The sequence below is a fragment of the Fibrella rubiginis genome, from assembly GCF_017353185.1.
GTDB classification, from domain to species: Bacteria; Bacteroidota; Bacteroidia; order Cytophagales; family Spirosomataceae; genus Fibrella; species Fibrella rubiginis.
The window spans coordinates 120,100-133,132 of record NZ_JAFMYV010000008.1 but is presented as its reverse complement, the minus strand read 5'-3'; the positions used below and the strand labels follow the sequence as shown (position 1 = coordinate 133,132).

The following is a 13,033-nucleotide window of genomic DNA, read 5'->3' as shown; positions in this document are numbered from 1 at the left end:
AGCCTATTCGCTCACCGGAACGCCGGACCGTCGCTCATTCGCTCATTAAACTAGTCCGTTAAGTCGTTGTATAACAGCAAACTACCTTCTGTAATAACGGTGTCGCCGGGTTTCAGTCCACCGCCTTCCACGAAGGCATACCGGGTGGTGTTTTTCTCTACTTTCACCTCCCGCACTTCGTACTTATCCTTGCCTTTCAGCAGCACCACATAATAGTGGTCACGGTCGAAGACAACGGCTTTCTGAGGCACCGCCAGCGCATTACCCTGCGTACCGCCACCGTTGTTACCTACGTGTACATGAATCGTGGCAAACATATCGGGCTTGAGCAGACCCTCTTTATTATCAAGCACAATCCGCACTTTCAGCACCCGCGCCTGTTGATCAAGCACACTGCTCACGTTGTCTATATGACCGCGGAAAGTACGATCAGGGTAGGCAAGTATCTGAACGTCAACAGATTCACCCTGTTTGATCTGCGGAATGTCCTGCTCGTACACATTGGCCATTACCCAGATACGCTGCAAACTGGAGATGGTGTAAAGCGGGCTTTGGTTATCCGCCCGCAGATCCTGCCCGGTGTTCACGTTCTTCTCCACGATGTAGCCGCCAATGGGTGCTTTCACCGTGAAGTAGGGCTGCCCATTGGCGGCGTTGGCCCCGCCATATACCCGCAGTACGTTGGCCGATTTGCCCAACTCTTCCTGCGCCTTTTTCAAGTTGTTTTTTGCCGTCAGCATGTCTGTCTGTGAAGCGAAGCCGGCCTTAAACTGCGCCTCGGTATTTTTTAATCCCTGCTGCGCCACTTCCAGATCGGCCTTGTCGGATTGATAATCATTGACATAGTTTGAGATGTCGCCCGACCGGATCACGGCGAGGTCCTGCCCTTTTTTTACAAACGTGCCCAGCGTGACGGTAGCCTTTTCGACGTTACCACTCACCAGCGGAAACACCCGCACCACATTGTCCTGGTCGAAGGTGACAGTACCGTTAAGCGTCAGTTCGTTTTCCGGATTCATGCGCCGTACCGAATCGGTGAGATAGCTGGCCGTAGAATCAGCCGCCGAGGTAGGCGCCTCCGCCGCTTTTTCGTCTTTCTTGCCGCAAGCTGCCAATAGCAACAGGGCGGGTATGATTAGATGGATTGTTTTCATCTTTGTGAATGAGCGAATGAGCGAATGAGTGGTTGAGCGAGTGTTTGGAATCGCTATGCGATACGTTTTATATAAATGCGCCGCGTAGCGATTCCAAACACTCGCTCAATCACTCATTCACTAATTAGAAAAATTTCGTATTCGTCACATAGTCAAGCTGTTGCTGACTCTGGAAGATGTTATTGAGCAGGTTGATGTGGTTGAGCCGGGCCTGTTGATAGGTACGGATTTTATCGAGGTAATCGAGCAGACCGATCACCCGGGCGTTGTAGGCTTTGGTAGCCTCCACCGAAATATTCTGAATCCGGTCGAGGTAGCCGGCTGGTCGGGTATTTACCTGGTTGTAGTAGGCGTTGAGTTTATCGTAGGCGTTGAGCACGTCACTTTGCACAATCGTCTGCTGATTTTCTACGCCTGCCTGCACGCTTTTGGCCGTCAGCTCGGCCGCCCGAATGGCGCCCTGATTCCGGTTCCGCACGGGCAGGTCCATGGCTACCTGAAAGCCCGTGAAGTTGTTGTAAGCGTTGCTGTACTTCTCGAAATACAAACCCGTGGTCAGGTCTGGGGTACGGCGTGCTTTCTCCAGCGCCAAACTCCGCGACGCGTTAGTAATCTGCTCCTGCGAGAGCGCCAGGTCGGGCCGGTTGGTCAGTGCCGAATCAATGGCAGTAGCTACCGCTGGCAGGGCCGGGGTACCCACGGGCAGGTCGGTAGGCATCAGAAACGTGTTGGCTGGTTGTCGCAATAACACCCGCAACGTAGCCTGGCTATCGGCTATTTGCGCCAGATAGTTGGCAATGTTGGCCTGTAGATCGCGGTTTGCCACGTCGAGGCGGGTCACTTCATAGGGAGCCACGCCACCGGTCTGCTGTGCAATCCGATACGACTCCACCAGCCGTTGCTGCCGGGCGAGTTCGGCCTGCAAGAGACTCAGCGCCTGCATGTCGAAATACAGGTTGGCGTAGGTCGAATAAAGCTGGAAACGTAAGGTTCGTAATACGTCGCGGAAAGCAATCTGAGCCAGGGTGCGGTTGCTTTCCGCCAGGGCTACCAGTTTGCTACGCTTTCCCGCCAGCAGAATAACCTGCTGAAGCTGGATGGCATAAGCCCCACTGTTGAACTGCCCCGACTGCATGTCGGCCTGTGTGGGTGAGCCAAACGGCAATACGCGCTTGGTTTGAGGGTTGTACAAAGGGCCCTGAAACCACAGGTTAGGATTGGGCCGCAGCCCCGACTGAATTACGCTGGCCCCGGCAATGTCGATCTGGTAGCGTTGAGCCAGCAACTGATAATTGCGGGCCAGCACCTGTTGCTCCAGGTCAGGCAGGCTAATGCGGAGCGTATCACTGGTGGGGGGCGTAGTAGGGGCTTCGGGTGCTTTGGGCTGACCCTGAACACCAGAGCTGACAGACAAAAGCAGCAAGACAAGAGGTATTCCTGCTGTCAGCCACCTGTTGGTTAACTGGCAATACTTAATTAAAAAAGACATAACGGTCGGTGTATCTGATGCCTGAAACAAGAAAACCCACAGGGTATATCTTCTTTCGCAGGGCAATTACTTGCAACCCCGTTAAACACCTATTAAACACCTGTTAAGCGAACCTTAAAGTTTTAATGTCGGCTTTCAACCCCGTTTTAACGTGTACTTAAAGTCACACTGGCTTAAATAGTAGACCTTTACTTTTTTCCATTGAACGGCTTACTATGACCTGTCTTCGTCCCCGCATCAACAGGGTATTTTTGCTTACACTACTTGGCCTTATTGGGCTGATTATTCCCTCATTTGCCCAAAAAGATAACAACAATAACTACCTCGATTCGTCGAAAAACTGGAGTCTGCACTACCAGTTTACCACCATCGTGCAGGGGCATACGGGCTTCAAGGGCGCAGGGTATTCGGGGCGCAATACCCTTAGCGATTTGCCCGACACTACACTGTCGGTAACAACAACGCTGTTTATTGGCCGGAAGCTCTGGAAGGGGGGCAGCCTGTTTCTCAACCCCGAAATTGCCGGTGGACGCGGCGTTGGCCGACGTGACCCCACAAACCCGTACGACGAGACGCTGTACAACCCGGCGGTAGGTATCGCAGGCTTCCCTAACGGCGAAACATTTCGTATAGGTAGCTCAAAACCAGGTCTTTACGTGGCGCGATTCTACGTTGAGCAGGTATTTGCCCTGCCGGGCGCCAAGCCCGAAAACATTGATTCTGAGGCGAATAAAGTAAAGCAGCAACGCCCCGACTCGCGGGTAGTGATCACGGCGGGCAAGTTTTCAATAGCCGACATATTCGACAATAACGCCTACTCGCATGACCCAAGGACGCAGTTCATGAACTGGTCGCTGATGAGTTACGGTGCCTGGGATTACCCCGCCAACACACGCGGCTATACCTGGGGGCTGGCTGTGGAATACGTACGCCCTGCCTACGAACTTCGGGTGGCCTATAACCTTATGCCCAAGACGGCCAACGGTAATGTTCTTGATTGGAACATTGCGCAGTCGGGCGGGCTTACAATGGAGTTAGAAAGCCGGTATCACCTGCTGAAAAAACCTGGCACGGTGCGCTTTCTGGCCTTCCGTAACGTAACCAAAGCCCCTACCTATACCGATGCTATTCAGAAACTAATGGATGGCAGTAACGATCCACAAAGGCCCTACATTTCCAATGGCGAACGCTATGGTGGGGTTAAATACGGATTTGGTTTAAGCCTTGAACAGCCCATTGCGCAAAACAGCGGTTTGTTTGCCCGTGCCAGCTGGAACGATGGCAAAACCGCCACCTGGGCCTTCACCGAGATTGACCAGAGCGTGTCGGCGGGTGCGTTTATTGCCGGCAGCCGGTGGGGGCGTCCCGAAGATGCCATTGGGGTGGCCGGGGTTATGAACGGTCTTTCGTCAGGCCACGCAGCCTTCCTGAATGCGGGCGGCACAGGCTTTATGCTCGGCGACGGCAAATTGCCCAACTACCGTCCGGAACAGATTTTGGAGGTGTTTTACAAGACCCGTCTTACCCATACGCTTTTTATTACGGCTGATTACCAACTTGTTGGCAACCCTGGTTACAACGGTGACCGTGGTCCGGTGAACCTATTCGGCGTTCGTACCCACGTAGAATTTTGATCTGCTACGGGCGAGTTAGTTGCAATTTAGCCGTTGACCCAAGGACCACCTGACCACCCAGGACCTCCTTCATCGTATACGCTACGCCTGTTTCGGCCGTTGGGATTTGCACCATGTGCTTCACCACAACAGGATTGGCGGCTGTGGGTATGCAATTGCATGACCACGTTGCAACGTCCAGCCAGCTACCAGCTTTAACCGACTGGATAATGCCGTTTTCGGCAATGAACGTGGCCTTTACTTCGTCGTCGGTCAGGTCGCGGTTGTAGAACCGAAAATCGTCGAGGTCACCGTTGAAAAAGTACGGCCAGCAGGCCATGCCGCCAATGTATAAGTCGCGTTGGTTCGTTGCTGTGAAGGTATTGGGACTAACCGAGGCTGCAATAGGCAACCCATTAATGTACAGCTTCATGTAAGTGCCGTCGTACGACATGGCGATGTGCGTCCAGGTGTCGCCAGTGGCATTAAGGAAGTAAGACAGAGACCCTTTCCAGGTACCACCGGCCAGGTAGCCACGCGGTGCTGACTGAATAACCAGCAAGAGGTTGAGCCAGTCGCGGTCGCAGTCTTTTGAGAACAGTACGTGTGTACCATTGGGCGACGGCGCACCCGAATTGCCATCTCGTCCGGCAAACGACCGCAGGTTCATCCAGCCGCTAAACGTGAAGCTGTTGGTCAGTTGCAGCGATGAACTGTTGGGAACAATAATTTTTGCCCCATCCGAGAAACGATAGGCGCTGTTTGCGTTGCCGAGCCGGTCAGTGGTGAGGGTGGCCGTTTGCACAACGCCGTTGTTACCATTGCCGCTGGCATCGTTGGCATTGCCGTTGAACGGGTAGTAGGCGATGAGGCCATTGGTGGGTGCCTGGCCAAAAAGCGGGGTGGCAAAAAAGAGCAGCAGGTAGACCAGTTGCTTCATAAAACAGCTAAGTAGATTTGGTAGGTAGTCGGCAATATAGACCCCAGGTAACTACTTACCAAAACAGCTGTTACTCCTCCGCGAGCACCCGCGAAATATTCATGCGGTATACCCCAAGCGCAGGTAATGCCGCTGCCAACAGGCCAATGACCACGGCCACGATGAGCAAATACCATTCGTCGGGCAGGATAGCGAGGCTGCTGAAACTGTAATGGTAATTGCCTTCCACAAACTGCGACAGTAACCACAGACCTAAACGGCTCAAAGCCAAACCTGCCACGAAGCCGATCAGAGCCAGTACAAGCCCTTCCAACAGCAACATACCAAACAACTGCGCCCGTGTGGCACCCATAGACAGCATCAGGGCCATTTCGTAGCGGCGCTCTTTCAGCGAATTATAAAGCGACACAAACACGCTGATACCCGCTACCAGAATAATGGCCAGGGCCAGTCCGCGCAGGGTTTCAATACCCACACCCAGCAAATCGAACAGGCGATTTACTTCAATAGCGGGCAGAGCGGCTTGTAGTTTGGGGCTGTTGTCGATGCCGCGTTTGAGCATCATACCCATCGGATTCCGAAACTTGACAAGCATCGCCGTTATCTGCGGGCCAGCGTCTGGGCCGGCGTTGGCATCGGGGCCTTCTTCCGGAGCTTCGTTGTTGCCTTCGTCGTCATCGTGCAGTTCGGCTTTGTGTGCTCTGCCCGCCATACGCCCGGCCATGGCCCCCACCATTGGCATTCCAACAGGACCAGTGGTGGTTTCGTCGTGATGATCGTCGTGGCTTTCATGGATAGCCCAGATACTGGATACGTTGGTGAGAATAAGTTGGTCGCAAACGCTGTTGCTGGGTGCCAGCAATCCCACCACCCTATATTTTTTATTACCGTGTTCTTCGCCATTAGTATCGAACCCATGCTGACTGGCAAATGAATCACCTACTTTCAGACCGGTCACTTCGGCCACGCGCGGGCCAATAACTACCTCTAAATCAGCTGAAAATGGTTTGCCCTGAGCCATAGTTGCCCCAAACTGATCGAGGTACTTCTGGTTGGTTCCCACAATACGAAACGACCGGTAACTGTCGCCCATCGCCATCGGAATCGCCGATTTGATCAGGGGGTTGCGCGTAAGCCGCTGTGCTTCGGCCAGCGGAATATTGCCCACCGGCGAGTCGATCTGGTATATGCTCGACAGAATCAACTGCAGTGGGCTACCCTTGGCGCCAATCACCATATCGACACCCCGGATATTGCGGCTAAACTGGTCCTGCAACTGCTTGTTAAGCAGCAACAACAGCGAGATAATGGCAATGCCGAGGGTCATAAGCAGTCCGCTCAGGAAACTGCTCAACGGCTTGTCTTTCAGGTTGCTCCAGGAGATTTTGGCGAGAGTCATGAAGTGAATGAGTGATTGAGTGAATGAGTGATTGAGCGAACTATTCACTCAATTACTCATTCGCTCAATCACTAAATAGTTTGTGAAAAATGATGGCTGCTGATACGGAAGCCCTTGTTAAGGTACAGGCGGTGGGCATCGTTGCGTTCGGGGCCATGGCCGGAATCGAGCGAGAGCGTGACGCAACCGGCCTGTTTGGCCTGCTCTTTGACAAAGTCAATCAAAGCACCGGCATAACCGTTGCCGCGGGCTTCGGGCTGGGTGCTGAGGTCGTCGATGTAGCAGGTTTTGCCGCTAAACAGCATCGTCATGATTCGGTAGGTAATCGCGGCGGGGGCATCGGCACTGTTGCCCAAATCAACGAACGCTACGCTAAACTGGTCGTTGGCCAGTTGTTCCTGTAGCCTGACCAGGGCCGTTTCGGCCGTCAGTGAGGGGCGCAACGTCAGCAGCGCCGGCAGGCAGCGGCGCAGATCGGCTTCGGTTTTGGCGATGTGGATAGTCATGGAATACAGGCAAACAACGTTATAGTACGGCCCGGATCGCTTGTAAAATTACGTCGCCACCGCGGGCCAGAATCGCTTCGGCGAGTTCATTGCCGAGGTGTTCAGCCTGGGCGGGCGGACCCGAAAACGTTTCGCGGAGTAGGTCGTTACCATCCAGATTGATAAGTCCACCGGTAAGTGTAATTGCATCGTCAGTGCCAGTTGCCAGGGCAAAAACCGGAATGCTGCAACCGCCTTCCAGCCGCCGCAAAAAAGCCCGCTCTGCTTTCAGGCAGGCTTCAGTGGGTTGGTGGTTGGTCAGCTTACGGACGGTTTCAAGCTTATCCAGAGATAGCGTATCAGCTACCTCAATGGCTACGCTACCCTGCCCTACGGCGGGGGTAAAGTCCTCAACAGGCAAAAACTCGGCAATCAGGTCGTCGTACTGCATCCGGTGAACGCCTGCATAAGCCAACAGTAGCGCATCGCAATGGCCCTCGTCAAGCTTACGGAGGCGCGTTTGCAGGTTACCACGCATATCGACCACCTTAATGTGCGGGCAATAATGTTTCAGCATCGCCACCCGCCGCGTAGACGAGGTGCCAATCACAAAGGGATGCCCGCTTGTGAGCGAGAGCGATTTATCGCGGCTGACAAGTACGTCATTGACCTGTTCGCGTTCGGTGAAAGCAATGATGCCGAGGTCGGGTGGCAAGCTCGACTGTAAGTCTTTGGCCGAGTGCACGGCGATATCAATCTGCCCCGACCGGAGTTGATCTTCCAGTTCCTGCGTGAAAATGCCTTTGCTGCCAATTTTCGACAGTGAGCGGTCCAGAATCTGATCACCTTTGGTCTCGATCAGCACCAGTTCCGACGTTACTCCACCCCCTTCCAGCAACTGCTGTATGTACTCGGCTTGCCAGAGTGCCAGCCGACTGCTACGGGTGCCAATTCGAATATGCATACTACAAAGATACTGTTCCCATCCTTCCCCGACTGCGTATTTTACGCCACAGACAAAGCGGCCGGTATTTAGGTTACATACCGCCAAAAGGGCCGATTCTGATTCGTGAGGCCACTTTTTACTGTCAGCATGGCACCCTTACCGTGCTCTTTTTAGCTCGGCACGGCATTTGACTAACAGGTAGTAGAACAGTAAACAATCACTACTATGAGAGCTGTGGATCATGTGTTTAAGGGAACCGGTGGACAGATTGATTTGCTCAACACGCTATACGGTGGGTCGAGCATGACCGATATGAAAGTCACACAGGAAGAAGATCGTCTGGTCATCAAACTGTCGGCACCGGGCGTAAGCGCCAACGCGTTTAACGTACTGGTCGAGGGTAATAAATTAGTGCTTTATACATTGCTGGTACAGGATAGCAACACCGAAGGCCAACGGCTGGCTGTGCCCATGTTTTTAAAAGTGATGGATATCCCCGGCTTCGTAGACGCCGACCAGATTGAAGCCGTGCATGACCATGGTCAAGTATTGGTGAACCTGCCCATTAAGGACGAGGAACACCTGCACCGCAAAATCGACATCAAGAATCTTTTCTAACGAGTTGCCTTCCGGGGCCATTGTTACGGCCTCGTAACCAATAGATGCGTGCCGCCCAACCTTACGAGGTTGGGCTTTTTTGTTTGGCCGGTGTTCTCAGTCTCCTTAGCCCGTCACCTATCGTATCCCATTCAATGGCGATGACGCAGCCCACAAACAGCCCGAATAGGGCCAGATGGAAGGGTACGGCCACCCAGAGGTTGCTGATATGGATAAATGAATTAAGGTAGATCAACAGCCCGCCGCCTGCCACGTAGCCCACGGCCGAGGGTATGTTATAAGGTACGGGGTAATACCGCTCCCCAAGGATGTAGCACAGCGCCATCATCACAAAACTAGACGCCAAAAAGGCCCAGGCGCAGCCCATATAGCCTATTTGGGGAATCAATAGCCAGTTCAGCCCAAACGTGACTGCCAGCCCAACCACCGTAATCAGCGTGCCAAACTTGGTCTTGTCTGATAGTTTGAACCAGAACGAGATGTTGTAGTAAATGCCCAGCAGCAGATTACCCAGCATCAGCAGCGGCACCACGCCCAGCCCCGTCCGGTATTTTTTCGACAGCAGCAACCCTGCCAGGTCCATATTCAGGCTCACGGCTACCCAAAGCAACACGCAGACGATGATAAACCACTTCGTCACACGGGCTAATAGATCAGGCGCGTTTTTGTCGCCCGCCTGCCCGAAGAAAAAGGGTTCGGCAGCAAACTTAAACGATTGGATGGCCAGGCTAATGAACACTGACAGCTTGAAACACTGCCCGTAAATCCCCAGCGCATCTTCCGACGAGAAGCCCGCGTAAAAGCCGTCGGGCAAAAATTCGCGCAGAAAGAGCCGGTCGGTGAGTGTGTTGAGCACGCCGGCCAGCCCCGTGAGCATAATGGGGAAAGCGTAGACTACCAGCGCTTTTGCTTCGGGCCACTCAAAGGCGAGTTTAAAGCCTCTAAACGCCCCGCGAAGGATAAAGAAGTAAAGCGCATTGGCAATCAGGTTAGCCAGCAAAATGTAGCCTGCTCCAATCTCCGGCCGGTAGAGGAACTGAGCCACTGGCAGTAGCTGAGGCAAAAACTGACCCTCTACAATGCCTTTGCAAACGATCAGAAAGAACACATTCAACCCCACGTTGAGCAGGATATTGGTAATTTTGGCCGCCACAAACTGTTTCGCCTTGTTCTCTACCCGGAGCCTGGCAAACGGAATGGCCATGATCGCGTCAATGCCCACCAGCAGAGCCGTCCAGCTAATAAACCGCTCCTGACCGGGATAGCCCAGCGCAATAGTGATGGGTGTGGCAAAGAGCAGAATCAGCAGCGTAGCAACCACACTCACCGCACTCACGATAGTCAGCGTACGATTAAACACACGTACCCGCTCAAATTCATTTTCGGCTCCCTTATTTCGGGCAGCAAACCGAAAAAAGGCCGTTTCCAGTCCCAGCGTATAGACGGTGAGCAAGACCCCGATCCAGGCATAGAGCGTCACGTTCGACGACAGCGAGGCGGGTTGTTTGAAGGCATACGTCTGAATGGGTGCCAGCAAAAAATTCACCGACCGCGCCACAATGGTGCTGATGCCGTACAGGGCCGTGTCGCCCGCTAATTTTTTAAATGCGCTCAATGAATATCGGAATAGCGACGTTGATACTCGACTGTAATCTCCTCCGCAAAGATAGGGTGATTGATGGGCGGGACATCGCTAATGGCCAGCATTACGGGCCAATGGGGTTTGCGTATCTTTGAGCAATGAACCTGCCCCAACCACCGTGGAACGCTATATCAACCCATTTACTGATTTTGGTTTTAAAAAGCTCTTCGGCGAAGAAGCCAACAAAGACCTGCTGATTGATTTTCTGAATCAACTGCTCGGAGCCGAAACAGGTATTATCACCGACCTGACGTATCTACGCAATGAACATATAGGAGCTGCCCAGGAAGACCGGAAGGCAATTTTCGATCTGTATTGCCAGAATCAAAAGGGCGAACGGTTTATCGTTGAATTGCAAAAGGCTCGGCAGAAGTATTTCAAAGACCGCAGCCTGTACTATTCCACTTTCGCCATACAGGAGCAAGCCCAGACTGGTGAGTGGAGCTTCAAATTGCAGCGCGTTTACACCGTGGCGATCATGGACTTTGTCTTCGATGATGCACCAGGTAATCCCACCAAATTCATACACGACATTGGCCTATTCGATGCCCAGACGCACGAACGGTTCACAGACAAGATCCGCTACATCTACCTGGAGATGCCTAAGTTCAATAAAGGGGAAGATGAGCTTGATTCTCAGTTTGATAAATGGTTGTTTGTGCTCAAAAACCTGGCCGCCTTGCAGGATGTTCCAGTCCGGTTGCAGGAACGCATTTTTAGGAAGGTGTTTGAAGTAGCAGAGTTAGCCCGCTATAACCCAAATGATCGTCAATCGTATCACGAGAGCTTGAAATACTACCGCGATATCAAGAACGTGATTGATACAGCTTGGGAAGAGGGTTTGGAAAAAGGTATGGAAGAGGGGTTGGCGAAAGGCATGGAAAAAGGTATGGAAGAGGGGCTGGCGAAAGGCATGGAAAAGGGCATGGAAAAGGGCATGGAAAAAGGTATTGAAAAAGGAAGTGAAGCAGCCAGCCTTGCCATTGCTCAGCGCATGAAAGCGTCAGGTATGCCCACCGTTGACATTGCCCGGTTAACGGGGCTTACTCCCAACCAAATCGACGCGCTATAACCATGTTTGCCCGTCCGTGGGGGTCGGATTATCTTTGCGGGCTATTGATGAGGCATGTATGGTCAACACTGCCCGTGTCTCAGTGTCATACCACTCTTACTTTCTTCTGAATGAAAATTTCTGCTGCGTTACTATCTGTCTATTACAAAGACGGCCTCGAACCCATTGTCCGGCTGTTGTATGAGCAGGGCGTTACGCTCTATTCAACGGGTGGTACGCAAACGTTTATCGAACAGTTGGGCGTCCCCGTGACCCCGGTCGAGTCGCTGACAGGGTATCCATCCATTTTTGGGGGACGGGTGAAAACGCTACACCCAGCCGTTTTTGGTGGCATCCTCTACCGCCGCGACAACGAGGGCGACATAGACCAGGCACAGCAGCACAACATCCCGGCTATCGACATGACGGTAGTGGACCTGTATCCATTTGAAGAAACCGTGGCCTCCGGGGCATCTGCCGACGAGATCATCGAAAAAATCGACATCGGTGGTATTTCGCTAATCCGGGCAGGAGCCAAGAATTTTCAGGATTCGCTCATCGTCTCCTCGCGCAACCAGTACGCCGACGTGCTGCGCATCCTCACCGAGACGAACGGTCAGCCTGACCTCGACACCCGCCGTCGTTATGCCATGGAGGCCTTTGCCACCACCTCACATTACGACACAGCCATTCACGCTTATTTCACGGGCACGTCTGCCACGCCAAAAGCAAACGCTCTTCGTTACGGCGAAAACCCCCATCAGCAGGCCACGTTCTACGGTGACCTCGATGCGATGTTCGATAAGCTGCACGGCAAAGAGCTGTCGTTCAACAATCTAGTCGATGTCGATGCCTGCGTGGGATTAATAGACGAGTTCGCCTCTGGCGTACCTACCTACGCCATCATTAAGCACACCAACGCCTGCGGAATTGCCTCAGCCCCTACGGCAAAAGAAGCCTATGATAAAGCCTTAGCCTGTGACCCAGTATCGGCGTTTGGTGGGGTGGTTATCACTAATGTACCCGTTGATCTGGCTGTAGCCGAGGAACTGAATAAGCTCTTTATGGAAATCCTGATCGCGCCCGCCTACGCGCCGGAGGCCCTGGAGCTACTGAAGTCGAAAAAGAACCGTATTCTGCTTCTGCGCAAACCTGTTGAGTTGCCCACTAAACTGGTGAAGACAATTTTGAACGGAACCCTGGAGCAGGACAAAGACAACGTGACCGAAACTGCCGATCAATTCACGGCCGTTACCGATAAAGCACCTACAACCAGTGAGTTACGGGCGTTGGAGTTTGCCCTGAAGGTGTGTAAACATACAAAGTCGAACACCATTATTCTGGCTAGGGAAGACGTACTGCTGGCAAGTGGCGTGGGCCAAACCAGCCGGGTGGATGCCCTGCGGCAGGCCATTGACAAAGCCCACGCCTTTGGGTTCGATCTTCAGGGCTCAGTAATGGCCTCCGATGCGTTCTTCCCCTTCCCAGACTGCGTTGAAATTGCAGGTCAGGCGGGTATTACGGCGGTGGTACAGCCCGGTGGCTCCATCCGCGACAAAGACAGCATTGAGTACTGCAATCAACATGGTATGGCTATGGTTACCACGGGCGTACGTCATTTTAAACACTGACCAAAAGTTTCACGTAACTTTCTCTACCATAAACGGCTCGTCGAATCGTGTTAAAATCTTGGTTA

General features: G+C 53.0%; 11 protein-coding genes. 4 read left to right on the top strand and 7 right to left on the bottom strand.

Annotated features, from left to right (window positions below; all coding sequences use genetic code 11):
- Positions 1-50: 50 nt before the first annotated feature.
- Together J2I47_RS16240 and J2I47_RS16235 are read right to left on the bottom strand one after the other, a co-directional pair.
- Positions 51-1,154: an efflux RND transporter periplasmic adaptor subunit gene (locus tag J2I47_RS16240; protein ID WP_229374695.1), complete on the bottom strand. Its 1,104-nt coding sequence runs from the start codon at positions 1,152-1,154 to the stop codon at positions 51-53.
- Positions 1,155-1,278: 124 nt separating this feature from the next.
- Positions 1,279-2,568: a TolC family protein gene (locus tag J2I47_RS16235; RefSeq protein WP_229374693.1), complete on the bottom strand. Its 1,290-nt coding sequence runs from the start codon at positions 2,566-2,568 to the stop codon at positions 1,279-1,281.
- 290 nt (positions 2,569-2,858) lie between these two features.
- On the opposite strand from J2I47_RS16235, the gene J2I47_RS16230 reads away from it, so the two are divergent.
- The gene (locus tag J2I47_RS16230; protein WP_207365636.1) at positions 2,859-4,277 is read left to right on the top strand and encodes a carbohydrate porin; all 1,419 of its coding nucleotides are present in this window, start codon (positions 2,859-2,861) and stop codon (positions 4,275-4,277) included.
- A gap of 4 nt (positions 4,278-4,281) precedes the next feature.
- Here the strand turns inward: J2I47_RS16230 and J2I47_RS16225 are convergent, their stop codons facing one another.
- The 4 genes from J2I47_RS16225 to hemC form a co-directional block, all read right to left on the bottom strand.
- On the bottom strand, positions 4,282-5,196 hold the full coding sequence (locus tag J2I47_RS16225; RefSeq protein WP_207365635.1) for a LamG domain-containing protein: 915 nt from the start codon (positions 5,194-5,196) through the stop codon (positions 4,282-4,284).
- Positions 5,197-5,266: 70 nt separating this feature from the next.
- Positions 5,267-6,595: an ABC transporter permease gene (locus tag J2I47_RS16220; protein WP_207365634.1), complete on the bottom strand. Its 1,329-nt coding sequence runs from the start codon at positions 6,593-6,595 to the stop codon at positions 5,267-5,269.
- 71 nt (positions 6,596-6,666) lie between these two features.
- On the bottom strand, positions 6,667-7,101 hold the full coding sequence (locus tag J2I47_RS16215; protein WP_207365633.1) for a GNAT family N-acetyltransferase: 435 nt from the start codon (positions 7,099-7,101) through the stop codon (positions 6,667-6,669).
- Positions 7,102-7,120: 19 nt separating this feature from the next.
- Complete coding sequence (gene hemC, locus J2I47_RS16210; RefSeq protein WP_207365632.1) at positions 7,121-8,044, bottom strand: hydroxymethylbilane synthase; 924 nt, start codon at positions 8,042-8,044, stop codon at positions 7,121-7,123.
- A 207-nt stretch (positions 8,045-8,251) separates the two neighbouring features.
- Here hemC and J2I47_RS16205 point away from each other — a divergent pair, with 207 nt between their 5' ends.
- The gene (locus J2I47_RS16205; protein WP_207365631.1) at positions 8,252-8,644 is read left to right on the top strand and encodes an Hsp20/alpha crystallin family protein; all 393 of its coding nucleotides are present in this window, start codon (positions 8,252-8,254) and stop codon (positions 8,642-8,644) included.
- 61 nt (positions 8,645-8,705) lie between these two features.
- Here J2I47_RS16205 and J2I47_RS16200 read toward each other — a convergent pair whose 3' ends face one another.
- Positions 8,706-10,259, bottom strand: coding sequence for a polysaccharide biosynthesis C-terminal domain-containing protein (locus tag J2I47_RS16200; protein WP_207365630.1), 1,554 nt, complete (start codon positions 10,257-10,259; stop codon positions 8,706-8,708).
- Between the two features lie 145 nt (positions 10,260-10,404).
- Between J2I47_RS16200 and J2I47_RS16195 the strand changes: the two genes are divergently transcribed.
- Positions 10,405-11,358, top strand: a complete 954-nt coding sequence (locus J2I47_RS16195) for an Rpn family recombination-promoting nuclease/putative transposase (protein ID WP_207365629.1) — start codon at positions 10,405-10,407, stop codon at positions 11,356-11,358.
- Positions 11,359-11,468: 110 nt separating this feature from the next.
- Positions 11,469-12,968: a bifunctional phosphoribosylaminoimidazolecarboxamide formyltransferase/IMP cyclohydrolase gene (gene purH, locus J2I47_RS16190; protein ID WP_207365628.1), complete on the top strand. Its 1,500-nt coding sequence runs from the start codon at positions 11,469-11,471 to the stop codon at positions 12,966-12,968.
- Positions 12,969-13,033: the final 65 nt, after the last annotated feature.